Origin of the sequence: Paraburkholderia tuberum STM678 (genome assembly GCF_902833905.1) — a bacterium.
In the GTDB taxonomy this organism is placed as follows: domain Bacteria; phylum Pseudomonadota; class Gammaproteobacteria; order Burkholderiales; family Burkholderiaceae; genus Paraburkholderia; species Paraburkholderia tuberum.
In genome coordinates this window covers 1-24,669 of record NZ_CADFGP010000039.1, presented here as the reverse complement: position 1 = coordinate 24,669, position 24,669 = coordinate 1, and the positions used below count along the sequence as shown (strand labels likewise).

Genomic DNA, 24,669 nt, shown 5'->3' with positions numbered 1-24,669 from the left:
GCTCGCGGACCGAAACTGCCACATCGACTTCTGCTTCACCTTCAGGATCGCGGCCCCGGCGTGCGGCCGGGGCTGCGTCATTCTGCGCTAGATAGGCGCGCCCTGGAACAGCGGCTCCGCAACACCGCGCCGCGCGAGCGTCGCGACGAACAGGTCGCCCGCGAGCGTGTCGGCCGCGCGCGCCGTCGCATCGAGCTCGGCGTAGGCGCTCGTGATGTACAGCGTGTCGAGCGCCGTCTCGCCCTGGGCGCTGCCCGTGGCCTGGCCGAGCGCGGCACCGCCGATCGCGACGCAGCTCGGCTGCGTGGTGGGCACGTCGATGCGCTCGGTTTCCACGCCATCGGGGCCGTAACGCACCACGCGCGCGCCGCCCCATTGCGCGTTCCACAGGCCGCCGTCGCTGTCGACGGTCGAGCCGTCGGGGATGCCGTTCGCATCGGTCAGGCGAGTGAACAGGCGATCGTTCGCGATGCCGCCGTCCGCGCGATAGTCGCACGCGCGGATTTCACGCGTCGGCGAATCGCAGTAGTACATCGTCGCGCCGTCGGGACTGAATGCGATGCTGTTCGAAATCGCCGGCGCTGGCAACGGTAAACGTTCGAGCGACAGATCGTGATTCAACCGATAAAAGCCGGCGACCGTCTGCCGTTGCCCGCTTTCGTCCTTGGTGCCGAACACGAAACGCCCTTGCCGATCGCAGCGGCCGTCGTTGACGCGCGTGTTGAGACCGGGCTCGACGTCGACGATGCGCTGTGTGCTGCCTGTCTGCAGATCGAAAAACGCGAGGTGCGATGCGAGCCCGAGCAGCACGTAGCGCGGGTTTTCGCACAGTGCGAAGGTGGCGAGCCGCTCGGGCATGTCGAACGAATCGCTGCGGCCGTCGGCCGGATCGTAGCGCCACAGCCGCGCGCCTTCGATGTCGGTCCAGTAGAAGCGGCCGCTCCTCGCGCACCAGGTCGCGCCTTCGCCGAGCTCGCATTGCGCGTCGAGCAGCAGCGTGGCCCGCTGCACGCGCGGGCTGGCGCTCACGCCCAGCCTCCGTCGACGACGATGTCCTGCGCGGTGATCATGCGGCTGTCGTCGGCGGCGAGGAACAGCGCCATGCGCGCGAGGTCGGCCGGCATCAGCTCGGCGTCGATGCACTGGCCTTCCTTGATCTGGCGGCGGCCGTTGTCGTCGAGCCACAGGCGCAGCTGCTTGTCGGTCATCACCCAGCCCGGCACCAGCGTGTTGACGCGGATATTGAAGTGGCCGAGGTCGCGCGCGAGTCCGCGCGTCAACCCCTGCACCGCCGACTTCGACATCACGTACACCGGATAGCCACCGTTCTTCAGCATCCAGCTGATCGAGCCGAGGTTGATGATCGAGCCGCTACGCGCGGCCTTCATGTCCTCCATCACGGCCTGCGCCGCGAAGAACTGATGGCGGATGTTCACGGCGATGCCCGCGTCGAACGACTCGCGCGTCACGTCGCCGATCTGATGGCGCTTGTCGTTCGCAGCGTTGTTGATGAGCACCTGGATCGGACCCAGCGCGGCCTTCACGTCGGCGATCGCTTTTTGCAGCGCGTCGACGTCGGTCAGATCGCAGGCCAGAAACAGCGGCTTGTGCTTCGAATCGCCGAGCTGGTCGGCGAGCGCTTCGCCCGCGCTCGCGTCGATATCGAAGAACGCGACGCGCGCGCCCTGCGCCGCGAAGTGCTCGACGAACGATGCGCCGATGCCGGTCGCGCCGCCCGTGATCAGCACCGTACGGTCGACGAGGCTCGGATAGCGCGCGTACGCGGTGTCAGCGAGGCTGGCGTTTGCATTGGCCGGAGACGACATCGTTCGATTCCTTTATGAGCTTGGATGTGCTTGGGATGGGGTGAAAGCGACTCAATCGCGCGAGCCGCGGTTCTTCAACTGGTCGAGCAACACGGCCGCGAGCAGGATCGCGCCGCGCACCAGGTACTGATAGAACGCGTCGATGTTCAGCAGGTTCATCACGTTCTCGACCGTACCCATGATCAGCACGCCGATCACGACGCCGGAAATCGTCGCGCGGCCGCCCAACAGCGACACGCCGCCGAGCACGCACGCGGAGATCACGTTCAGCTCGAAGCCTTCGGCGGCGTTCGGCTGACCCGACGTGATACGCGACGCGAGAATCACGCCGGCAAGCGCGGTGACGGCGCCCTGGATCAGAAAGATGTAGACGCGCGTGCGCTCCACGTTGATACCGGCGAGCCGCGACGCTTCCGGATTACCGCCGATCGCCAGCGTATTGCGGCCGTACACGGTCTGGTTAAGCATCACGCCGAACACGATGAAGCAGATCAGCGTGACCCAGATCGGCAGCGACACGCCGAAGAACGTCAGGCCGCCGAGCGCGATGAACGTATCCGACGACACGCCGACCGCCTGCCCATGCGACACGATGAAGCCGAGGCCGCGGACGATTTCCATCGTCGCGAGCGTCGTGATCAGCGCGTTGATGCGCAGGTACGCGATCACCGCGCCGTTGACGAAGCCGATCATCGCACCCGCCGCGACCGCCGCGATGATCGCGATGACCGTGCTGTTGGTCGCGTTGAGCACCATCGCGCACAGCACGCCGGCGAACGCGACGGTCGAGCCGACCGACAGGTCGAAGTCGCGCGACGCGAGGCAGAACATCATCGTGCACGCGACCATGCCGATCTGCGAGATCGACAGCGCGAGGCCGAGCATGTTCTCGATCGAGAAGAAATGATCGACGGTCAGCGACATCGTGACGAACATCAGGATGAAGATCACGATCAGGCTGTATTCGGTGATCTGCTGCCACCATTTGGCCTTGTCGCCGGTCTGCGGAATCAGCGCGTCGGCCGCGCTCTTGGCGGTCTGCTGCGCGAGGTTTTCTCTGGCTTGCATGTTCAATACTCCTCCCCGTTCCCCACGGGTTGCGGACTCGCGTCCGGATAAGGTTCAGGCCGCGCGCGACGCGCTCTGGTTGGCGGCATTGGCATTCGCGTTTTCAGGCAGAGCGGTCGAGCTTTGCGGCAGCGCAAGGCTCAGCACCGACTGCTCGGTCGCGTCCTTGCGCGCGAGCTCGCCGGAAATGCGGCCCTGGCGCATCACGATGATCCGGTCGGACACGCCGAGCACTTCCGGCAATTCCGACGAAATCATCACGATCGCGCAGCCGCGCTCCGCGAGCTGATAGATCACGTTATAGATCTCGTGTTTCGCGCCGACGTCGATGCCGCGTGTCGGTTCGTCGAGAATCACGACTTTCAGATCGGGCTCGGCGAGCCAGCGCGACAGAATCGCCTTCTGCTGGTTGCCGCCCGACAGGAAGCGGATCTTCTGCCGCCGATGCGGCGTCTTGATCTTCAGCAGCTTGATGAAACGGTCGGCCGTCTGCGCCTCCTTCTTGCGATCGAGAAACACGCCCGCGCGCAGATAGTGACGGCGGCAGCTGATGTTGATGTTCTCCGCGACGCTCGCCATCGCGACGATGCCCTCTTCCTTGCGATCCTCGGGGCACAGCACGATGCCGTGCTTGATGGCCTCGCCCGCGCTGCGCACCTTGATCGGCTTGCCGTCGAGTATGAGTTCGCCGCCCTTGCGATGCTCGGCGCCGTACACCAGATGCATCAGCTCGCTGCGGCCCGCGCCGACGAGTCCGAAGAAGCCGACGATCTCGCCGCGCCGCACCTCGAAGCTCGCCGGCTGCGCGAGCGGATGACCTTCGATCGCCTTCGCCGCGAAACGCACTTCGCCGAGCGGCCGCGCCGAATAGCTATAGATGTCCGAAATTTCGCGCCCGACCATCTCACTGACGATCGTGTCGCGCGACACGCCTTCTAGCGTCGGATGCGACGCGACCTTGCGGCCGTCGCGGAAGATCGTGCACGCGTCGCACAGCTCGTAGATCTCGTCCATCCGATGCGAGATGTAGATCATCGCGCGGTTGTCGGCGCGCAAATCGCGCACCAGCTTGAACAGCACCTCGGTCTCGCGATGCGACAGCGAGCTGGTCGGCTCGTCGAGCGCGATCACGCGCGCGTTGCGCATCAGCGCCTTGCAGATTTCGACCATCTGCCGCTGCGCGATCGACAGCTTGCGCAGCTTCGCGTTCGGATCGAGCGCGACGCCCATCGCTTCGAGCCGCTCGCGCACGAAGCGCTTCGCCTCGCGCTTGTTGACCCAGCCGAGCGCATTGGGCAGCTGGCCGAGCAGCAGATTCTCCGCGACCGTGAGGTCGGGCACGTACTGCAGTTCCTGGTGAATCACCGCGATGCCGGCACCGATCGACGCGGCCGCGCTCGGAAAGCGCACCTCGTTACCGTCGATCATCATGCGGCCCGAATCGGGCTGATACTCGCCGCCGAGAATTTTCAGCAGCGTCGATTTCCCGGCGCCGTTTTCGCCCATCAGGCCGTGCACCTGGCCGACGTTGACGTCGAAGGACACGCCGTCGAGCGCACGCACGCCTGGAAAAACCTTGCCGATATTGTCAAAACGTAGCGTCGCTGACACTTCGCCTCCTTGTCGACCGGAGTTAGCGCTTTAGCGCTTACTCCGGTCCCATGCAGTTTCATCGCGGTCGACCGGAGTTAGCGCTTTAGCGCTTACTCCGGTCCCATGCAAGATATTGCTGCCTCATGTTGACCGTACGCGTATCGCGGACGGTCCGTCTGTCTACCGCAGATCGTCTCTCGCCGCCGGCGCGCCGTCCCCTGCGCCAGGCAGGGAAAGCGACGCGCCGGCGGTGTACTTCATACCACCGCCAGTCTTGCGATTACTTCGACGCGAGGCCCATCTTCTCGCGCACTTCGCCGACGTTGTCGCGCGTCGCCAGCATGCCGGTCGTCAGCGTCAGCAGCGGCGGTTCCTTGCCCTGCGTGATCCACGCGTACATCAGTTCCGAGGTTTCCTCGCCGTGGCGCTTCGGGCTGATGATCACGGTGCCGTAGAAGCCCGTCGGCTGCGGCTTCTTGAACTCGTTCATCGCGGACTCCGAACCGCCGATGCCGATGCCGATCATGTTGTCGGCCTTGAAGCCACGGCCTTCCGCCGCGCGCACCGCGCCGAGCACGCCTTCGTCGTTCAGCGCGTAAGCGACCCAGTGCTTGAACTGCGGGTTCTTCGTCAGCGCGATGTTGGCGGCGTTGAACGCGTTTTCCGTGTCGGTCTTCGCCTGCGGCGCGGTGACGATGTTCGCTTTCGGGAAGCCCGCTGCGATTAGCGCGTCGGTTGCGCCGGTGGTGCGGTCATGCGCGGTCGGCAACTGCTCGTAGGTCACGTCGATCGCGCCGACGTCCTTCATGTCCCAGCCGCGCTTCTTGATTTCAGCCGCGATGCCGTCGCCGACCTGCTTGCCGATGTTATACGCCGAGATGCCCATGTGCGGCACCGCTTCGATCGGCTTGCCCGCGCCGTCGACGAGGCGGTCGTCGACCGTCATCATCTTCAGGCCGTCGGCCTTCGCCTTCGCGACGATGCCCGGCCCGAGCTTGACGTCGGGCGTGCAGATCACGAAGCCCTGTGCCTTCTGCGCGGCGAGGTTATCGATCGCGCTCATCACCTTCTCGCCCGACGGCGCGCCGATCTTCACGAGCGTGAAGCCCTTCTGCTTGGCGGCGATCTCGGCGAACTTCCATTCGTCCTGGAACCACGGCTCTTCCGGCTGCTTCACGAGGAAGCCGATCTTGACCGAATCGGCGGCCTGTACGACCGGTGCGTTGAAGAGCACACCCGCCGCCGCCGCTGCCAGCGTGAGGAAAATTCTGCGTTTCATAATGCGTGTCTCCTGACTAATTGATAACGAGAAGGTAATCGGCCGCGTCTTCTTGTACCGGTCTGACACACGCGGCCAGCGCGTCGTCCGGTGTTTTGTGCGTCTTTTGGCGACGCAAATTCAGTCGTGATACAGCGCCGAGCGTCCGCCATCGACGGTAATGCAGCTCGCGTTGATGAACGGCGCCTCGTCCGACGCGAGGAACACCGCGGTCATCGCCACCTCCTCCGGGCGGCCGATGCGCTTCATCGGCTGCAGATCGAGTGTCGCCTGCTGCGCGGCGGCCGGATCGGACTGCTCGTTCCACCAGTCGTGCGTCAGCTGCGTCTCGATGTAGCCCGGCGCGATCGCGTTCACGCGCACGTTGCGCGGCGCGTACTCGATGCCGAGCGCGCGTGTCAGGCCAATCACGCCGTGCTTCGCGACCGGGTACGGAAAGCAGCCCGGAATGATCTTGAACGCATGCGTCGACGCGATGTTCACGATGCTGCCCGCGCCACGCTCGACCATGCCCGGCAGCACCGCGCGACAGCCGTTCCACACGCCGTCGAGATCGACCGCGAAGCAGCGCCGCCAGTCGGCGTCGGTCATCGTCAGCGGATCGCAGAACACGTTGATGCCCGCGTTGTTGACGAGGATGTCGAGCGCGCCGAACGCGCGTTCGCCTTCGCTGACCGCGTGCCGCACCGACGCGGATTGCGTCACGTCGGTCTGCACCGCGAGCACGCGCGCGCCGGCGCCAACGTCTGCCTCGATCTGCGCGGCCGTGCGCTGCGCCGTGTCGAAGTCGAGTTCCGCCAGCACGACCGCCGCGCCCTCGCGCGCGAACGCCAGCGCGATCGCCGCGCCTATGCCTCGTCCAGCGCCCGTCACGAGAGCGGCTTTGCCGGCGAGCCGGTTCATTTCTTCACGCCCGCGCGGGCGATCCGCAGACCGTTGATGAACGCCTTCGCATGCGACGCGGTCACCGCCGCGCTCTGGCCCGGCTTGTACAGCGCGGAGCCGAGGCCGAAACCGTTCGCGCCGGCGCTCAGGAACGGCCCCATGTTGTCCGGCGTGACGCCGCCGACCGGCACGAGCGGCACCTGCGCGGCGATCACCGCACGCCATGCCTTGACGACCTGGCAGCCGAGCTGCTCGGCGGGGAACATCTTCAGCACGTCCGCGCCGTTCTTCAGCGCAATGAACGCCTCGGTCGGCGTCGCGACGCCGGGCGCGCAGGCGAGGCCCCGCGCCTTCGCGGCGATCACGACTTCCGGATCGCTGTGCGGCATCACGATCAGTTCGCCGCCCGCGGCCTTCACATCGTCCACGAACAGCGGATGCAGCACCGTGCCCGCGCCGACGATCGCGTCGGCGGGCAGCACCTTGCGGATCGCCGAGATGCTGTCGAACGGCTGCGGCGAATTGAGCGGTACTTCGACGATGCGAAAACCGGCTTCGTACAGGGCCTGACCGTGATCGGCCGCGTCGGCGGGCGTGACGCCGCGCAGGATCGCGATCAGCGGACAGGCTTCGAACGCGGCGATCAGACCCGCGTGCGGCATGTACGGTGCGGGCAGATTGATGTGTGGTTGCATGTCGGTTCCTTGTTTCGTGAGCGTCGTAAAGGGCTCTGCCGCCGGTCAGCCTGCGCGCGCCGCCTGGGCGGACGGCCGGACCAGCCCCGCTTCGACGGCGACGCGCCACAGGCCGCGTTCGGTTGCATGCCTGACCGGCTCCGCGCGCAGACAGCCGAATTGCGCGAGCGCGAGGCGGTAGCGCTCGCACAGCGCGTCGTTGCCGATCAGCCGCAGACTCTGCTGCGCGAGCGAGCTGCCTTGCTGCGCGAGGACCGCTTCGAGGCCGGCGAGTTCGTGCCCGATCAGCAGGCCCGACAGATAGTCCGGCTGTGCCTCGCTCGACAGCGCGCCGGTCAAGCCGAGTGTGCGCGTGCTGAACACGGTCGCGAGCACGCCTGCCTGGCCCTGCTCGCGCGCGATGTTCACGCCGCGCAGAAATGCTTCGGTATCCGGGCGATCGGGCGTGACCATCGTGCGGCCGAGAATCGTGTGCTCGCGCAGCGCGGCGAACACCTCGCCGGTCATGAACGTATGAAAACGCTCGATGCGCTCCGCCTGCACGACCGCCCATTTCGCGTGCGTGCCGGGCAGGCCGATCAGCGAGCGGGCGTTGCTGTCGACCGAGTTCGCGTCGTGCGCGCCGTCCGCGTCCGCGCTGAGCGCGCCGAAAATTTGCGTCTCCTCGCCGCGCATCACGTTCGGCAGTTCACCGCGTTGCAGCACGCCCGGCACGATATGCAGCGTGGCGCCGCGCGCGGTCTGCACGCGGACGATACCGGCCACCAACGCATCGGCGTTCGCGGGTGTCTCGACATACGGCGCTTCGAGCCAGCCCTGCGCGCTGCCGACCATCCCCGCCGCGATCACCGGCACGCCGCGCGCATGGTCGAGCCATGCGCCGCAGGCGTCGTCGAACGCGGCGTCGAAGCCGCCCTCGGCCGCGCTACGCGGCAGATTCATGATGCCGGCCGTCGATGCGCGCGTCGCCAGCACGCGACCGTGCGCGTCGAACAGATAGGCGCGCAGCGACGTCGTGCCCCAGTCGAGCGCGATCAGCGCGGCGTGCGTGAAATCGACGGCGGCGGTATCGGCGGCGGCGGTCGCGTCGGGCTTCACGCCCGAGGCGGGCGCGGCGGACGCCCGGTGGTTCGCCGGCGTGGCGGTGCCCGCTTGTTTCATCGCTTGATCCTGCGCGTGGCCGGTCGCGGTGCGCGCCAACCGAGTTCTTCCGATATCGCGCGCGCCTCGCGCTGCACGACCGGAATCAGTTCGTCCATCCGTTCGAGCGGCATATAGGGAATCGTGCTGGCCACCGACAACGCCGCGACGATCGCGCCCGACGCATCGCGCACCGGCGCCGCGACGCAACGGATCGCCGCTTCGTTCTCTTCGAGATCGAACGTGTAGCCGCCGGCCGCGTAGTTCGTCATGCGCTGCAGGAAGGTCGGCGCATCGGGGCGGTTGTCCGGCTTGAAGCTGACGCCTGCGAGCGCGCGGCGCGACGCGTCGAACAGCGACTGCCATGCGTCCGGCGCGAGGTCGAGCATCATCGCCTTGCCGATGCCGGTCGACGCGAGCGGCATCCGATGGCCGACGCGCGAGCGCATTTCGAGGCCGCGCGTGCCGGGGATCTTGTCGATGTACAGCACGTCGTCGCCGTCGCGCACGCCGAGGTGGATCGTGTCGAGCGTCTGCCCGGCCAGCGACTCGAGGTGCGCACGCGCGACGGCCGTCAGCGGCATCTGTTCGAGCGCGATCGTGCCGAGCTCGATCAGCTTCGGCCCGAGCAGATAGCCGCCCTGCACCTGGCGCAGATAGCGCGCCTGCACGAGGCTGCTGACGAGCCGGTGCGTGGTGCTGCGGGTCGTGCCGAGCGCGGCGCCGAAGCTGCGCAGATCGCGCACACCGGCCGCGGCCGCCTCGAGAATCGCAAGGCCGCGCAACAGTGTCTGCGTGCCGGCCTGCTGCGGCGTGATTTCCAGCAGCGTGACCGGCAGCCCGAGACCGTCGACGGTCGCCGCGCGCGCCACCGGGCGCGACGCCCTCGCGGTAGCGGACGCACTGGCGGCGACATTGGCGGTGACGGCTGAAGCCTCGCGCGGCGCGGAATTCAGCGCCGGATTCGCGGCGCTGTTCGGCCCGCCGTTCGAGCCCTGCGCGGCCTCGGTCGCGCTGGCGGCGGGAGTGGGCATCGCTTTGTTCATGGCGATTCGCCTTCGGATGGTTTCTGCGCTTAGCGCGCGGGGCCGGAGAACAGGGCGGAAACGGGTGCGGCGCCGCGCTCGCGCGGCTGCTGTGGTCGGCTGCCAGACATGGTCGGTCTCGTCTCCGGGTTTTTTTCTGTCGCTGTTCGCTGTTTCGGCGCGCTGGGGCGCCGACTCGCGATGCATGTCGGCTTGGATTGTAGGGCGACTTTTGAGAATCACCAATATGTGAATGTTGAGTCCATATAGTGAGATTTTAGTGGGCGATCGAGTGTTTAGCGAACTGTCGCGGTCGCGGTCTGCTGACGCAAAAAAGCCCGCGCGAGGCGGGCTTCGAAGCAGGACAACGGGATCGAGGGCTCTTTCAATCCGGCAATTCGGCCGCGCCCATCCGCCGCGCAATCACGCGCGCGCGTTGCGTGAGATACGCCGAATTCCTGTGTTCATCGAAATACCTGGGGCGTGGCAGCATCACCGCGAGCCGCGCCGACTGCGCGGCCGTGAGCTTGCTCGCCGAGGTCTTGAAGTAGTACTGCGCGGCCGCCTCGGCGCCGTACACGCCGCTGCCCCATTCGACCGAGTTCAGATAGATCTCGAAGATGCGCTGCTTGTCCATCAGCGTTTCGAGCATCCACGTGATGATCAGCTCCTGGCCTTTGCGGATATAGCTTTTCTCGCGCGACAGAAACAGGTTGCGCGCAAGCTGCTGCGAGATCGTCGAGCCGCCGCGCACGATCCGGCCTTGCGCCTTGTTGCGCTCCCACGCCTGCAGGATCGCGTCGGTTTCGTAGCCTTTGTTGTTGACGAAGTTCGCGTCTTCGGACGCGATGATCGCGCGCTTCAGGTTGCGCGAAATCTGCTCGTACGGCACCCACGTTCGCTGCACCGACAGATCCGGCCGGTCCTGCGACAGACGCCATGCGTCCGAGCGCATGAACGCGGTCGAGCGCGGATTGACGACGTTCCAGATTGCGATCTGCGCGAAGTAGTACGCCTGCGTCGCGAGCCAGGCGATGGCCACGACCGCGGTCAACCAGGCGAGCCAGCGCAGCGGGCCGGACTGGCCGCGTGAACCGCTGGTGCGCCGCGTCGCTGTCATGGTGCGTGCTATCCGCGCGCCGACGTCACGCGGGCGACGGCGCCGTCAGCAGCGCGCGCAATTCGGCGAGCACCGGCGCACTGTCCGGACGCACGCCGCGCCACACATGGAACGATTCGGCGGCCTGCTCGACCAGCATGCCGAGTCCGTCGGCGCCGCGCGCGCCGAGTTTCGCCGCGTGCTGCATGAAGATGGTCGGATGCGCGCCGTACATCATGTCATAGGCGAGCGTGCCGTTGCCGAACGCGCAATCGTCGCACTCGGGCAGCGACGCATCGAGGCTGCCCGCGGTCGCGTTGACGATCACGTCGTACTGGCCCGCTTCGATCGCGCGGGCGCTGCCGCCGGTCAGACGGCAGTGCGCGCCGCTGGCAGCCTGCGCGAACTGGTCGACCAGCGCCTCGGCCTTCTGCGCCGTGCGATTGACGATCGTCAGCGTATGCGGTGCGCGCTCGAGCATTGGCAGCACGACGCCGCGCGCGGCCCCGCCCGCGCCGAGCAGCAGGATGCGCGCGCCCTTCAGCGACACGCCGAGATTCACCTCGATGTCGCGCACGAGGCCGAAGCCATCAGTGTTGTCGCCGTAGATGCCGTCGGCGTCGACCCGCAGCGTGTTCACCGCGCCGGCCGCCGCCGCGCGCGGCGACAGCGTGTTCGCGAATGCATGCGCGTCGAGCTTGAACGGCACCGTCACGTTCAGGCCGCGTCCGCCCGCTTCGATGAACGCGCGCACGTGCGGCACGAACGCGTCGAGCGGCGCGAGCAGATGACCGTACTCGACCGGCTCGCCGGTTTGCGCGGCGAAGCGGCCGTGGATGAACGGCGACTTGCTATGCCCGACGGGGTTGCCGATGACCGCGTAGCGCTCGCGCGTTGGGTTGCCGCTCATCGTCCCGGCTCCGTGACGTGTTGGTCGTTGTCGGCGTTGTTCGCGGCGTCGTTGCCGTCGCCGGTCGCCGCGGCTTCGTCTGCGCTGGGGTTGTCGTTGGGATTGCCGCCGTCGGCTTCGGCTTCGGCTTCCGCTTCAGCTTCGGCTTCGCTTTCGGCGCTGTCATCGGATGCGTCGAGCAACTCTTCCTCGCTCTCGTCCTCGCCTTCTTCGGCTTCGGCGCCGCTCGTCACGGTCGGTGCATCGAGCACGTGCAACAGACGCACCGACGCTTCGATCGTCAGTTCATCGATCGACATGACTTCCATCTGCAAACGCGTGCCGCGCGCATGCACGCCGAGGCCCGGCACGTGCAGCAGCAGCGGAATTTCCTCGAGACGCACGAGATCGCCCTTCACGACCGACGCGACCACCTGCTTGCGGTTTTCCTGCGTGAGCCAGCGCAGACACCAGAAGTACTCCATGCGACGCTGATAGTCGGCGTACGCGGTGTAGGTGTCGTCGAAGCCTTGCACGACCGCGAACAGATCGGCGTCCTTCGGCTTGAACGGCGCGGCGAGCTTGGCGGTCACGCCATGCTGCACGCACGCGATCAGCTGCCACTGATTCACGAGGTCGACGTAGCGGCGCAGCGGCGACGTGCTCCACGCGTACTGCGTGACGCCGAGCCCTTCGTGCGGCGCGGCGTTGGTCTGCATGCGCGTGCGCTTCGGGCCGCTCGGCACGCCGAACGCGCGCTGCGTGCGATAGATGCCCGGCACGCCGTGATCGTGCAGGAACCCGCCCCACGACGAGTTCGCGAGAATCGCCAGCTCGGCGACGATCGTGTCGAGCGGCGAGCCGCGCCGACGCGGCGTAATCGTGACGTGCTCGCCGTCGACGTAGAAATTGAAGTCGGTATTGCGCTGCACTTCGCGGCGCAGGCCGTAGCCGGCGCGCGCGGTCTGGCGCTTTTCGAACAGCGCTTGCGCGAACGGCCACAGCACGGCGATATCGTCCTTGTGCGGATACTCGCCGGTGCCCTCGGCGAGCGCCTTCTCGGTGACGATTTCGTCGAGCGTGTTGTGGCGCAGATTGTTTTTCACGAACACGCGCTCGGCGCGCGTTTCGCTCGCGACGATCTCCTGCGTCTCGCGATTGACGATCACGTACAGCGACAGCGCCGGCCGATACCCACCCTCGGCAAGCGTGAAGGTGTCGACGACGCTGTCGGGCAGCATCGTGATCTTGTCGCCGGGCATGTAGACCGTCGACAGACGCGCGCGCGCAATCGCATCGACGTCGTCGCCACGCTGGATGCCGAGCGCCGGCGCGGCGATGTGCACGCCGATGCGCACACGGCCGTCGGCCAGATGCTCGACCGAGAACGCGTCGTCGATTTCGGTCGTGGTGATGTCGTCGATCGAGAACGCCTCGACGTCCGCCTGCGGCAGATCGTCGGGCACGTTCGCGGCCGCGACGGACGGGAAGCCGGTGCCGTGCGGGAAGAACTCGGACAGGAACTTCGCTTCGTGCAGCGCGCGCGGCGACGCGATCGCGCCGCATTCGAGCATCAGCCGCGCCTGCGAGATGCCGCGCGCGGCCGCGGCGCCCTCGAGCGCCTTGTACTCGATCGTGTTCTTGTCGGGCTTCGTCAGGAGCGCGAGCCCCTTGCCGCCCGCGAACGCTTCAGGCAGACGGCCTGCCTTCAGCTCTTCCTCGTACTGCGCCTGCACGAGCGCCTGCTGACGCTTGCGCTCGAGGCCCGCGAGCGCCATCTTCAGTTGCTCTTGCGGCGCGCGCTGGTACATGCCGCGGCCCTTGCGGCGGAAGTACACCGGCGAGCCGTGCATGCGCAGCACCAGCGCCGCGCGCTCGATCGCGCCGAAGCTCGCGCCGAAGTACTCGGCGCCCAGCGTCGCGAACGGGAATTCATCGTCCGGCGCGCATTCCCACAGGAAGTCCAGATCAATCTCTTGCGCCAACGCGTCGGCCTGCTGCATCAGTTCGGCCGCGGTGGGCTTCTCGAACTCGATCAGCACATCCTTCGCGCGCACCTTCGCGCGCCGCCCGCCCGGCAACTCGACCTGAAACGCGTCGCCCTGGCGCGACAGCACGCTGCCGGCCTTGAAACTGCCCGATTCCTCGAAGAAGACGTTCACTCAATACTCTCGTTCTGACTTGCGTCTGCCGTCGCGCCCGACGCCCTGTGGCGATCGATCACTGCATGCGCGGCACGGCAACCTGTTCGTGATAGTGAATCCGCGGCGCGCACTGCGCGTGCCAGCGGGTTGAATCTTGCGACCGGCGGTGGCGGTCGGTGTGCCTCTCTGACTGACGTCCTGGCAGGGTTCGGTGCCGCCGCCCTTGCGTGCCGTCAGGCCGCCGCGCGCGGAGCCGGCGGCTCGACATATTCGGCGTCGCAAAAGGCCAGCACGTCGTCGAGATACTGCGCGAACTCGCTGATCGCATGGTCGCTGCCCTCGATCAGCGTGGTGCGCGCGCCCGGATAGTGCGCGAGCATTTCGCGGTAGTCGAGCACTTCGTCGCCGGTGGCTGCCATCAAATAATAGCGTTCGGGCTGCGTGATCGACGCCACGCCGAGCGCGCGCAATTCATCAAGATGATGCGGCTCGACGACGATGCTGCCGCCACCGTGCCACAACGGCTGCTCGCCGAGATACGCGCTCAGGTCGCGCTGCGGCACGACCGCCGGGTTCAGCAGCACGGCCGGCCAGCCGTGCTTCTCGGCCAGATGGGTGGCGAAGTAGCCGCCGAGCGAACTGCCGATCACGGTCACCTGCCGCGCATCGCCCTTCGCGCGTGCCTCGGCGACCAGCGATTCGGCGAGCGCCACGGTCTCGAACGGCGACACCGGCAGCATAGGGCAGCACCACTCGTCGGCGCGACCCAGCTCGGCGAGACGCGCCGCGAGCAGGCGCGCCTTGAACGAATTCGGCGACGAACGGAAACCGTGCAGATACAGAATCACGACGCGCCTCGCGTCGAAAGACCGTCGAGCAGTTTCTGATGCACGCCGCCGAAGCCGCCGTTGCTCATCACCAGAATCTGGTCGCCGGGGCGCGCCGCGTGGACCACCGCCTTCACGAGCGCGTCGAGGTTGTCGAACGCCTGCGCCTTGCCGTCGAGCGGCGCGAGCGCTTCGCCGAGGTTCCAGCCGAGCGCGTCGCGCCCGCTCGGCGCGCCGTAGCCGAACACGAGATCGGCGTCGGCGAGGCTCGCCGGCAGTTGCGCTTTCATCACGCCGAGCTTCATCGTGTTCGAGCGTGGTTCCAGCACCGCAAGGATTCGCGTGTTGTCGCGGCCGACCCGCGCGCGCAGGCCGGCCACCGTCGTCTCGATCGCGGTGGGGTGATGCGCGAAGTCGTCGTACACGGTCACACCCTCGACGCTGCCACGCACTTCCATGCGGCGCTTCACGTTGCGAAAGCCGGACAGCGACTTCGCGGCCTGCGCGGGCGGCACGCCGACATGGCGCGCGGCGGCGATCGCGGCGAGCGCGTTCAGGCGGTTATGCTCGCCCTGCACCTGCCAGTCGACCACGCCGACGCGCTCGCCGTTGTGATAGACGGCGAAGCGTTCGTCGACGGGCACGCCCTGCTGCGCCGCCTGGATCTCCCAGCCGCCCTGGACGCCGAAGCGCTCGACCTCGCTCCAGCAGCCGCGCGTCAGTACGCGCTCGAGCGCGTTCTCGCGGCCGTTCGTGACGACGCGGCCCAAGCGCGGCACCGTGCGGATCAGATGATGGAACTGCGTTTCGATCGCGGCGAGATCAGGGAAGATGTCGGCGTGATCGAATTCTAGATTGTTCAGCACCGCCGTTTTCGGGCGGTAATGGACGAACTTCGAGCGTTTGTCGAAGAATGCGGTGTCGTATTCGTCCGCTTCGATCACGAAGAAGCTCGAATCGGTGAGCCGCGCCGACACGCCGAAATTGAGCGGCACACCACCGATCAGGAAGCCGGGGTTCAGGCCCGCGTCTTCGAGCAGCCAGGTCAGCATCGAGCTCGTGGTGGTCTTGCCGTGCGTGCCGGCCACGGCCAGCACCCATTTGCCGTTCAGCACGTGCTCGCCGAGCCACTGCGGACCGGACACGTACGGCAGGCCGCGGTCCAGAATGGCTTCAATCAGCGGGTTGCCGCGCGTGACCACGTTGCCGATCACGAATAGATCCGCGTTCAGGCCGTTCAGTTGGTCCGCGTCATAACCCTCGATCAGACCGATGCCTTGCGCCTCGAGCTGCGTGCTCATCGGCGGATAGACGCCGGCGTCGCAGCCGGTCACCGTGTGGCCCGCATTGCGCGCGAGCACCGCGAGACCGCCCATGAAGGTGCCGCAGATGCCGAGGATGTGGATATGCATAAGCCTGTCGTGCCGCGGGGGCGTTTCTTGCGAGGGATGAGAGAGCCACAGGACGGTCGGAACGTCCGTCTGCAAAGGACGCCTATTGTAACCGACGCGACGCGCGCTGCCCCCTGCCGGCCACGCCAGGCGCCGCCCCGTGCGGGCCGCCGAACCGCGTCGCAGGCTCGATCGAGTATCATGCAAGGATGGTCCGCAAATCACATTTCGATCCGCAGCGCGTGCGCGAGGAAATCGCAATCGCGGCGGCACGCCTGATTGCCGAAGACGGCCTGGATTACGCCAGCGCGAAGCGCAAGGCGGCCCGGCAGGTCGTCGGCGAGACTCGTGTTGCCGGCGAATGGCTGCCGGACAACGATCAGATCGAAGAAGAAATCCGCGAATATCAGTCGCTGTTCCAGAGCGACAGCCAGCCGGCGCTGCTGCGGCGCCTGCGCATGATCGCGGTCGACTGGATGGAGCGGCTCGCGCCGTTCAATCCGTATCTGACGGGCGCGGTGCTCGGCGGTACGGCCGGCGAGCATTCGGATGTGCATCTGCAGGTGTTTTGCGACAACCCGAAGGAAGTCGCGATCTACATGCTCAATGCAAACATCCAGTACGACGTGTCGGAAACGCGCCACTTCGCGGGCCGCGGCTACGTGGAGACGCTGAGCTTTCTGTGGCGCCCCGCGGGCGAGCGCAACGCCGAGCCGGTCGGCATCCACGTCGCGCTGTACGAAACCGACGACCTGCGTGGCGCGGTACGCGCCGACGCGCGCGGCCGCACGGCGCGGGCCAATTTGCCGGCGGTGCAGGCGCTGCTCGACGGCGACGAAGTGCCGTCCTTCACCAATTGATCAGACAGAACGGAGCACGATGAATACGAGACGTATGCTGGCGGGCGCGGTCGTCGCGCTGATTGCCGCGGGCGGCGGCGTACTGGCCAATCACTGGCTCAATCGCGGTTCCGACGTCGCGAACGCGGCGCAGGCCGGAGCGCAGGCCGGAGCGCAGCCTGCCACCTCTGCGAGTCCCGTGCAGCAACTGTGGACCGCGCCGGTCACGAACGTCGACGGCAAACCGCAGTCGCTGAACCTGCTCAAGGGCCACCCGATCGTCGTCAACTTCTGGGCGTCGTGGTGCGCTCCGTGCGTCGAGGAAATGCCGGCGCTGTCGCAGATCCAGCGCGAGTACGCGAAGAAAGGCATCCAGTTCGTCGGCCTCGGCGTCGACTCGGAAAAGAACATCCAGACCTTCCTGCAGAAGGTCAAGGTCGCGTACCCCATCTACGTGACCGGCTTCGGGGGCGCCGACCTCGCGCGCGCGTTCGGCAACAATGCGGGCGGTTTGCCGTTTACCGTCGTGATCGACGCAAAAGGCAACATCCGCTCGACAAAATTGGGCCAGATCGACCCGACGGCGCTGCGTCAGACGCTCGACGCGCTGTAAATTTCCCGATTTCCCACGCTATGCTTTTTGGCATGCGATTCCGTGCAGAACGAGCAAAAATGCGCGGATAATTCCCGAATTTGAGTGAAGTTGGACCCAAGGCTGCGCGGCGGCCCGCGCCGGCCGTCGCCGCGTACGCGCGCGAAACTAGACAAGTTTCTCTAATCAGCGCTAAAGTGCGCGCAATTCCACGGAAAAAGAAGCGACCATGACGCGACTGCTGGTACTGCACGGACCCAACCTCAATCTTCTCGGCAGCCGGGAACCCGAGGTCTACGGTCGCGTGACCCTGCCGCAGATCGATCAGGCGCTGGCGGACCGCGCAGCCGACGCAGGCGTCGAACTCGCGTCGTTTCAGAGCAATCACGAAGGCGCACTGGTCGACCGTATTCAGGCGGCCCGCACCGAGCAAACCGATTTCATCCTGATCAATCCCGCCGCGTACACACACACGAGCGTGGCCATTCGCGACGCACTGGCGGGGGTCGGCATCCCGTTCGTCGAGATTCATCTGTCGAACGTGCATCGCCGCGAACCGTTCCGGCATCACTCGTATTTCTCCGACCAGGCTGAGGGCGTCATTTGCGGCCTCGGCTGGAAGGGGTATCTGTACGCGCTCGAATTCGCGCTCGACCGGCTCGCGGCCGGGTCGTCGCGCGGCTGAATCCAAACACGTCCAATTTGAGCCGGCTACTGCGACTTGCACACGCCGGCACACTACGCATTGAAAAGGGGCAACCTGATGGATCTACGTAAACTCAAAACTCTGATCGACCTCGTCTCGGAGTCCGGTATTTCCGAACTCGAAGTGACCGAGGGCGAAGGCAAGGTCCGCATCGTCAAGAATGCGCCGCCGGTTTACGTCCAGCCGTCCGCCTCATACGCCGTACCGCAATTCGCACAACCGGCACCGTTCGGCGCTGTCGAAGCACCCGCAGCCCCCGCGGGCGCTCCGGCCACGCCGGCCGCCGCCGCACCGCAGGGTCACGTCGTCACCTCGCCGATGGTCGGCACGTTCTACCGCGCGCCGTCGCCGGGCGCCGATCCGTTCGTGCAGGTCGGCGACACGGTCAAGGAAGGCCAGACCATCTGCATCATCGAAGCGATGAAGCTGCTCAACGAGATCGAGTCGGACAAGTCCGGCGTGGTCAAGGAAATCCTCGTCGAAAACGGCCAGGCGGTCGAATACGGCCAACCGCTGTTCGTGGTCGGCTAACGCGGCACGCACTATTTGCCGCCCGCGCGCCGCTCGTCCCGAGGCGCGCGACCGATCCTCTGCGGCAGCCGGCGTCGTGACCGACCCGGCGCCCATTGATGAGTCGAAAACCCGCTATGTTTGAAAAAATCCTCATTGCCAATCGTGGCGAGATCGCGCTTCGTATCCAGCGCGCCTGCCGCGAGCTCGGCGTCAAGACGGTCGTCGTCTATTCGGAAGCCGACAAGGAAGCCAAGTACGTGAAGCTCGCCGACGAGGCGGTCTGCATCGGCCCGGCACCGTCGAATCTGAGCTATCTGAACATGCCCGCGCTGATCAGCGCGGCCGAAGTCACCGACGCCGAAGCGATCCACCCCGGCTACGGCTTCCTGTCGGAGAACGCCGACTTCGCCGAGCGCGTCGAGCAGTCCGGCTTCACTTTCATCGGCCCGCGTCCGGAAACGATCCGCATGATGGGCGACAAGGTCACGGCCAAGCAGACCATGATCAAGACCGGCGTGCCTTGCGTGCCGGGTTCGGAAGGCGCGCTGCCGGACGATCCGAAAGAAATCGTGAAGATCGCCCGCCAGGTCGGCTATCCGGTCATCATCAAGGCGGCGGGCGGCGGCGGCGGCCGCGGCATGCGCGTGGTCCACACGGAAGCGGCGCTCGTCAACGCGGTCATCATGACCCGCGAGGAAGCCGGCCGCGCGTTCGGCAACCCGCAGGTCTACATGGAGAAATTCCTCGAGAACCCGCGGCACATCGAAATCCAGGTGCTGGCCGACTCGTTCAAGAACGCCGTGTGGCTGGGCGAGCGCGACTGCTCGATGCAACGCCGTCACCAGAAGGTGATCGAGGAAGCGCCGGCGCCGGGCATCGCGCGCCGTCTGATCGACCGCATCGGCGATCGTTGCGCGGACGCGTGCAAGAAGATGGGCTATCTCGGCGCGGGCACCTTCGAGTTCCTGTATGAGAACGGCGAGTTCTACTTCATCGAGATGAACACGCGCGTGCAGGTCGAGCATCCGGTGACCGAACTGATCACCGGTGTCGACATCGTGCAGGAACAGATCCGCATCGCGGCCGGCGAGAAGCTCACGTTCCGTCAGCGCGACATCCAGTTCCGCGGCCATGCGATCGAATGCCGGATCAACGCCGAAGATCCGTTCAAGTTCACGCCGTCACCGGGACGCCTGACCTCGTGGCATATGCCGGGCGGTCCCGGCATCCGCGTCGATTCGCACGCCTACAATGGTTATTTCGTGCCGCCGAACTACGATTCGATGATCGGCAAGCTGATCGCTTACGGCGCCACGCGCGAACAGGCGATCATGCGGATGCGCATCGCGCTGTCGGAAATGGTGGTCGAAGGTATTCAGACCAACATCCCGCTGCACCGCGAGCTGATGCTCGACGCGAAGTTCGTCGAAGGCGGCACCAGCATCCACTACCTCGAAAACCGGCTGGCCGCGCGTCAGCAGGTCGCGGAAGAAGCGTAAGTCATGAGCTATCGGGAACTGGTTGCCGAACTGGCGCGCGAGCACGCGGAGGAGTTGTCCGACGCGCTGCTCGAGCTGGGCGCGCTGTCGGTATCGGTCGAAGACGCCGACGCCGACACGCCCGACGAGCAGCCGCTGTTCGGCGAGCCCGGCCTCACGCCGGATCGCACGGCATGGCAGCATTCGCGGGTGATCGCGCTGCTCGCGCCGGAACACGATCCGGCCGTGCTGCTGACCGCCGCGGCCAACGAGATCGGACTCGATGCCGCGCCGGCATATACCGTGCGCGAGGTCGAGGAGCAGGACTGGGTGCGGCTCACGCAGTCGCAGTTCGATCCGATCCAGATCGGCGAGCGCATCTGGGTCGTGCCGTCGTGGCACGATGCGCCGGACCCCGACGCGCTCGTGCTCGAACTCGATCCAGGTCTCGCGTTCGGCACCGGCAGCCACCCCACTACGCGTCTGTGCATGGAGTGGATCGAGCAGTCGATCAAGCCCGGCCAGTCCGTGCTCGACTACGGCTGCGGCTCGGGCATCCTCGCGATTCTCGCGAAGAAGTGCGGCGCCGATCCGGTGATCGGCATCGATATCGATCCGCAGGCGGTCGAATCGGCGCGTCACAATAGCGAACGCAATCACGCCGAAGTCACCTATGGCCTGCCCGACGCCTGTCCGGCCGGCGAATTCGACGTCGTGGTCGCGAACATTCTCTCCAATCCGCTCAAGCTGATGGCGTCGATGCTGTCGTCGAAGGTGAAGCCGGGCGGCCACATCGCGCTGTCGGGCATTCTCGCCCGCCAGGCCGAGGAGGTCGCGCAGGTCTACGCGCGCTGGATCGATATCAGCGTGTGGCGCGAACATGAAGGTTGGGTGTGCCTCGCCGGAACGCGCCGCGAAAGCAATTAGAATAAGGCGTATTGTCAACCTAACGGCCTCAGGCTCAACGGCTCGATATGCACCTGGCGACGCGTTGCCCCTTCTGCGAAACTGTCTTCCTTCTGCAACCGGCGCAGCTTGCGCAGCGCCGCGGCCTCGTGCGGTGCGGGCATTGCCAGGAAGTCTTCGACGCGTCGAGCAGTCTGTTCGACGTCTCCGAAGGCGGCGATTTTTCCACGGCCAAACCGGTTGCCGCCGCGGCGGCAATCGAAGCGCTGTCGGGTGTGCGGCAACCCAACCCGGACTTCAGCGGGGTCGCGTGGGACCCATGGGCGCCGGCTTCGGAACAAGACTCCACCAGCATTTCCCGCAGCACGCTCGATGCCCGTTTGCGCGACCACGTGAGCAGCGTGCCGCTCGCGCCGCTGCCGCCTGGCGGCAACGAGCACGCACCCGTCGCATCGGACACTCCTCGCCAGGCGACCGAACCGGAATTGCGCGCCGGCGCTTTCACGGCACCGCTACCCGCGGACGATGAGCCGACGCTGGCCGACGCGCCGCTCGAACCCTTCGCCTATCCCGCCGACAACGCGGTCGATGAACCGCCTGTCGTCCCGCCAACCGCGCCTGCTCCCCCTCCGCGAGTCGAAGACGAAGCGCCGCGCGTCTGGCACAAGATCGAACGCCCGGAGCCGTCCACGCTCGATGAACCGGCGCTGCGCGAACCAGCAAGTCTGCATGGCATGCCCGACAACGAGCCGCACTTCGGCCCGGTCGGTGGGGGCGTGGGCGGCTTCGGCGCCGCCGCAGGCATGGCTGCCGCAGGTGCCTCGGGCGCCGGCGGTCCCGGCGCCCCGCGCCCGCCGGGCGGTCCGTCGGCCGCCCCATCGAGCGGCGAGCCATTTTCGGTCAATCCTCCCGTCGGCGATGGCGACGATCCGTTCCCGGTCGTGCGCGAAACCCGCCCGGTGGACGCCGGACGCGTCGGCTGGATCGTCGCCGGTGTGGTGCTCGCCGCGCTGCTCGTCATTGCGCTGCTCGCGCAACTCGCGTGGTGGCAACGCGAGACCGTGATGGTCAACCTGCCGCGCTCGCAGATCCTGTACGCGCAGGCCTGCGCGCATCTCGGCTGTCAGCTGACGCCGCCGCACGACCTCGAAGGCTTGCTGGTCGAGCCGTCCGATCTGCGGCAGATCGACGGCCCGCACAAGCTCGAGTTGAAGATGCCGCTGCACAACCGCCTGAACATCGCGCTCGCCTACCCCGCGATCGAACTCACGCTGCTCGACGATCAGAACAACGTCGCCGTGCGGCGCGTGCTGTGGCCGCAGGATTACGTGCCGCCCGGCACCGTGATCGCGTCCGGCCTGCCCGCGCACGCGACGCAGACGATGATCGTGCACCTCGACACCGGCAGCGCGATTGCCTCCAATTTTCGCGTACAGATTTTTTATCCGTAACGCACCCTCGCGCGCCCGCTCCCGAGCGGGCGCATCATTGTCATCACTGAAGCCCTTTTCGGAGCACAACACATGAGTCAAGTCACGCTGGGCGGCAACCCGATCGAAGTAAGCGGCACGTTCCCGTCGGTCGGCCAGCAGGCCGCCGCATTCTCCCTGATCGGCCGAGACCTGAAGCCGCTGACGCTCGCCGACTTCGCCGGCAAGCGCAAGGTGCTCAACATCGTCCCGAGTCTCGACACGCCGACCTGCGCGACGTCGACGCGCAAGTTCAACGAAGCCGCCGCGAAGCTCAGCAACACGGCCGTCATCGTCGTGTCGGGCGACCTGCCGTTCGCGGCGTCGCGCTTCTGTACGACCGAGGGCATCGAGAACGTGGTGACCGCGTCGACGTTCCGCGGCCATGAGTTCGCGCAAGCGTACGGCGTCGACGTGACGAGCGGTCCGCTGACCGGCCTGACCGCGCGCGCGGTCGTCGTGCTCGACGAAAACGACAAGGTCGTGCACGCCGAGCTGGTCGGCGAGATCAAGAACGAGCCGAACTACGACGCAGCGCTCGCCGCGCTGAAGTAAGCCCTCTCGCGCGCGATCCACGGCGCCGCGCCTCGCGCGCGGCGCTGTCAGCGCGGCGCGTCTCTTCCCACCGCTTTCATACAGGAACGCTCGCCTTGGCTACGCTCATCTGCGGCTCGCTCGCGTACGACAACATCATGACCTTCGAAGGCCGCTTTCGGGAGCACATCCTGCCGGAGCAGGTCCACATCCTGAACGTGAGCTTTCTCGTGCCGACCATGCGTCGCGAGTTCGGCGGCTGCGCGGGCAACATCGCCTATGCGCTGAATCTGCTCGGCGGCGACGCTCGCATCATGGGCGCGATCGGCGCCGTCGACGCACAGCTCTATCTGGACCGGCTCGCGCAGCTCGGCCTGTCGACGGAAAACGTGCTCGTCGTGCCCGACACCTACTCGGCGCAGGCGATGATCACGACCGACCTCGAGAACAACCAGATCACCGCTTTCCATCCGGGCGCGATGATGCAGTCGCATCAGAACCGCGCCGACGAAGTGGCGGGCCTGACGCTCGGCATCGTCGCGCCGGACGGCTATGACGGCATGGTCCAGCACTCCGAACAGCTTGCCGCCGCAGGCGTGCCGTTCATCTTCGATCCGGGCCAGGGCTTGCCGCTGTTCGACGGCGAGACGCTGCGGCGCATCATTGAACTTGCTACTTATGTAGCGGTCAACGATTACGAAGCCGCGCTGGTGAGCAACAAGACCGGCTGGTCGATCGAACAGATCGCCGGCAAGGTCGACGCGCTGATCATCACGCTCGGCGAGAAGGGTGCGCAGATCCATCACGGCGGCGGTATCGAAGAGATTCCGGCGGTCACGGCCAGGCAGGTGCTCGATCCCACCGGCTGCGGCGACGCGTTTCGCGGCGGCTTGCTCTACGGTATCGAGAAGGGTCTCGGGTGGGCCACGACCGGCCGTCTCGCCAGCCTGATGGGCGCACTGAAGATCGAGCATCAAGGCCCGCAAAACTACGCGCCCAGCCGGGCGGAAATCAACGAGCGGTTCAAGCAGGCCTTCGGATACGACCTGCACTGATATCGCGTGCTATGGGAGTTTGGGAATGAGAACATCGAGTCGCCTGATCGTCGTCACCTTGTTCGCCGGTTCGCTGGCCATGTCGGGGTGTGCGGTCAACAGCAGCTCTCCCGACGTTTTCACCGCCTCGCAGGCGCAGCGTGAACAGACGGTTCGCATGGCCACGGTGGAGAGCGTGCGCGCGGTGCGGATCAGCACGAACGACGGTCAGCCGATCGGCATCGGCGCACTCGGTGGCGGGGCGCTCGGCGCGCTAGCCGGCAGCACGATCGGCGGCGGACGTGGCTCGGTCGCGACGGGTATCGTCGGCGGCATCGGCGGTGCGGTCGCCGGCAATGCAATCGAAAACCGCGTCGCCATGCGCGACGGTATCGAAATCACCGTACGCCTCGACAACGGCGACATGCGCGCCGTCACCCAAACTGCTACCGGCGAAATCTTCCGCGCCGGCGATCGCGTGAGGCTGCTGTCGAGCGGCGGCGTCACGCGCATCACACACTAAGCGCACCTCCCGCGCGGCGGCGCGTAGTTCAGCGCCGCGACGACGACTTCACACGCATGGGTCCTCACGGGTCCACGCGTGTTTTTTCTTTTCGGGACGACGGGATCGGGTAGGAGGCGGGGTTGCCCCCGCCGTCCTCCCACAACACCGGACGTACGGATCACGTATCCGGCGTTTCCTGACGACTGGATTGCTCCAGCGAGCTTCGTTTCGT

Annotated in this window: 24 protein-coding genes; 10 read left to right on the top strand and 14 right to left on the bottom strand. The window is 66.5% G+C overall.

Features of this window, described 5'->3' with window-relative positions; genetic code table 11:
* Positions 1–87: 87 nt before the first annotated feature.
* The 14 genes from HWY30_RS28155 to mpl form a co-directional block, all read right to left on the bottom strand.
* Entirely contained in the window at positions 88–1,029 is a 942-nt protein-coding gene (locus HWY30_RS28155; RefSeq protein ID WP_090801879.1) for an SMP-30/gluconolactonase/LRE family protein, read from the bottom strand.
* Positions 1,026–1,826, bottom strand: coding sequence for an SDR family NAD(P)-dependent oxidoreductase (locus tag HWY30_RS28150; RefSeq protein ID WP_090801880.1), 801 nt, complete (start codon positions 1,824–1,826; stop codon positions 1,026–1,028). Before HWY30_RS28150 ends, HWY30_RS28155 begins: the two co-directional genes overlap by 4 nt.
* Before the next feature lie 51 nt (positions 1,827–1,877).
* Positions 1,878–2,894 (bottom strand): L-arabinose ABC transporter permease AraH, encoded by a 1,017-nt coding sequence (gene araH, locus HWY30_RS28145; RefSeq protein ID WP_090801882.1) that lies wholly within the window; start codon positions 2,892–2,894, stop codon positions 1,878–1,880.
* A 54-nt stretch (positions 2,895–2,948) separates the two neighbouring features.
* Positions 2,949–4,505, bottom strand: a complete 1,557-nt coding sequence (gene araG, locus HWY30_RS28140) for an L-arabinose ABC transporter ATP-binding protein AraG (protein WP_090801883.1) — start codon at positions 4,503–4,505, stop codon at positions 2,949–2,951.
* 262 nt (positions 4,506–4,767) lie between these two features.
* Positions 4,768–5,766: an arabinose ABC transporter substrate-binding protein gene (locus HWY30_RS28135; protein WP_090801885.1), complete on the bottom strand. Its 999-nt coding sequence runs from the start codon at positions 5,764–5,766 to the stop codon at positions 4,768–4,770.
* Between the two features lie 120 nt (positions 5,767–5,886).
* Entirely contained in the window at positions 5,887–6,669 is a 783-nt protein-coding gene (locus HWY30_RS28130; RefSeq protein WP_090801886.1) for an SDR family oxidoreductase, read from the bottom strand.
* On the bottom strand, positions 6,666–7,346 hold the full coding sequence (locus tag HWY30_RS28125) for a 2-dehydro-3-deoxy-6-phosphogalactonate aldolase (RefSeq protein ID WP_090801888.1): 681 nt from the start codon (positions 7,344–7,346) through the stop codon (positions 6,666–6,668). Before HWY30_RS28125 ends, HWY30_RS28130 begins: the two co-directional genes overlap by 4 nt.
* Before the next feature lie 45 nt (positions 7,347–7,391).
* Complete coding sequence (locus tag HWY30_RS28120; protein WP_090805468.1) at positions 7,392–8,507, bottom strand: 2-dehydro-3-deoxygalactonokinase; 1,116 nt, start codon at positions 8,505–8,507, stop codon at positions 7,392–7,394.
* Entirely contained in the window at positions 8,504–9,532 is a 1,029-nt protein-coding gene (locus tag HWY30_RS28115; protein WP_090801889.1) for an IclR family transcriptional regulator, read from the bottom strand. The genes HWY30_RS28120 and HWY30_RS28115 overlap by 4 nt, the downstream gene beginning before the upstream one ends.
* 364 nt (positions 9,533–9,896) lie before the next feature.
* On the bottom strand, positions 9,897–10,631 hold the full coding sequence (mtgA, locus tag HWY30_RS28110) for a monofunctional biosynthetic peptidoglycan transglycosylase (protein ID WP_090801891.1): 735 nt from the start codon (positions 10,629–10,631) through the stop codon (positions 9,897–9,899).
* A gap of 25 nt (positions 10,632–10,656) precedes the next feature.
* Positions 10,657–11,520 (bottom strand): shikimate dehydrogenase, encoded by an 864-nt coding sequence (aroE, locus tag HWY30_RS28105; RefSeq protein WP_090801892.1) that lies wholly within the window; start codon positions 11,518–11,520, stop codon positions 10,657–10,659.
* A complete protein-coding gene (locus HWY30_RS28100; RefSeq protein WP_090801894.1) occupies positions 11,517–13,661 on the bottom strand; it encodes a ribonuclease catalytic domain-containing protein in 2,145 nt (714 codons plus the stop codon). Before HWY30_RS28100 ends, aroE begins: the two co-directional genes overlap by 4 nt.
* Positions 13,662–13,876: 215 nt before the next feature.
* The gene (locus tag HWY30_RS28095) at positions 13,877–14,491 is read right to left on the bottom strand and encodes a YqiA/YcfP family alpha/beta fold hydrolase (protein ID WP_090801895.1); all 615 of its coding nucleotides are present in this window, start codon (positions 14,489–14,491) and stop codon (positions 13,877–13,879) included.
* Positions 14,488–15,882, bottom strand: a complete 1,395-nt coding sequence (gene mpl, locus HWY30_RS28090) for a UDP-N-acetylmuramate:L-alanyl-gamma-D-glutamyl-meso-diaminopimelate ligase (protein ID WP_090801897.1) — start codon at positions 15,880–15,882, stop codon at positions 14,488–14,490. Before mpl ends, HWY30_RS28095 begins: the two co-directional genes overlap by 4 nt.
* A 188-nt stretch (positions 15,883–16,070) precedes the next feature.
* Here mpl and HWY30_RS28085 point away from each other — a divergent pair, with 188 nt between their 5' ends.
* The 10 genes from HWY30_RS28085 to HWY30_RS28040 all read left to right on the top strand — a co-directional run bounded on the left by HWY30_RS28085 (position 16,071) and on the right by HWY30_RS28040 (position 24,455).
* Complete coding sequence (locus tag HWY30_RS28085; RefSeq protein WP_090801898.1) at positions 16,071–16,721, top strand: UDP-N-acetylmuramate--alanine ligase; 651 nt, start codon at positions 16,071–16,073, stop codon at positions 16,719–16,721.
* A gap of 19 nt (positions 16,722–16,740) precedes the next feature.
* The gene (locus HWY30_RS28080) at positions 16,741–17,313 is read left to right on the top strand and encodes a TlpA family protein disulfide reductase (RefSeq protein WP_090801900.1); all 573 of its coding nucleotides are present in this window, start codon (positions 16,741–16,743) and stop codon (positions 17,311–17,313) included.
* A 208-nt stretch (positions 17,314–17,521) separates the two neighbouring features.
* On the top strand, positions 17,522–17,977 hold the full coding sequence (aroQ, locus tag HWY30_RS28075) for a type II 3-dehydroquinate dehydratase (protein ID WP_090801901.1): 456 nt from the start codon (positions 17,522–17,524) through the stop codon (positions 17,975–17,977).
* Positions 17,978–18,055: 78 nt separating this feature from the next.
* Positions 18,056–18,529 carry an acetyl-CoA carboxylase biotin carboxyl carrier protein gene (accB, locus tag HWY30_RS28070; protein WP_090801903.1) on the top strand — a complete coding sequence of 158 codons (474 nt, stop codon included), beginning with the start codon at positions 18,056–18,058 and terminating at the stop codon, positions 18,527–18,529.
* A 116-nt stretch (positions 18,530–18,645) separates the two neighbouring features.
* Positions 18,646–20,010, top strand: a complete 1,365-nt coding sequence (gene accC, locus HWY30_RS28065; RefSeq protein ID WP_090801904.1) for an acetyl-CoA carboxylase biotin carboxylase subunit — start codon at positions 18,646–18,648, stop codon at positions 20,008–20,010.
* Between the two features lie 3 nt (positions 20,011–20,013).
* Complete coding sequence (gene prmA, locus HWY30_RS28060; protein ID WP_090801906.1) at positions 20,014–20,916, top strand: 50S ribosomal protein L11 methyltransferase; 903 nt, start codon at positions 20,014–20,016, stop codon at positions 20,914–20,916.
* 47 nt (positions 20,917–20,963) lie between these two features.
* The gene (locus HWY30_RS28055) at positions 20,964–22,346 is read left to right on the top strand and encodes a zinc-ribbon and DUF3426 domain-containing protein (RefSeq protein WP_090801907.1); all 1,383 of its coding nucleotides are present in this window, start codon (positions 20,964–20,966) and stop codon (positions 22,344–22,346) included.
* Between the two features lie 72 nt (positions 22,347–22,418).
* Positions 22,419–22,919, top strand: coding sequence for a thiol peroxidase (gene tpx, locus HWY30_RS28050; RefSeq protein WP_090801909.1), 501 nt, complete (start codon positions 22,419–22,421; stop codon positions 22,917–22,919).
* 95 nt (positions 22,920–23,014) lie between these two features.
* Positions 23,015–23,953 (top strand): carbohydrate kinase family protein, encoded by a 939-nt coding sequence (locus HWY30_RS28045; RefSeq protein ID WP_090801910.1) that lies wholly within the window; start codon positions 23,015–23,017, stop codon positions 23,951–23,953.
* A gap of 25 nt (positions 23,954–23,978) precedes the next feature.
* Positions 23,979–24,455: an outer membrane lipoprotein gene (locus HWY30_RS28040; protein WP_090801912.1), complete on the top strand. Its 477-nt coding sequence runs from the start codon at positions 23,979–23,981 to the stop codon at positions 24,453–24,455.
* Positions 24,456–24,669: the final 214 nt, after the last annotated feature.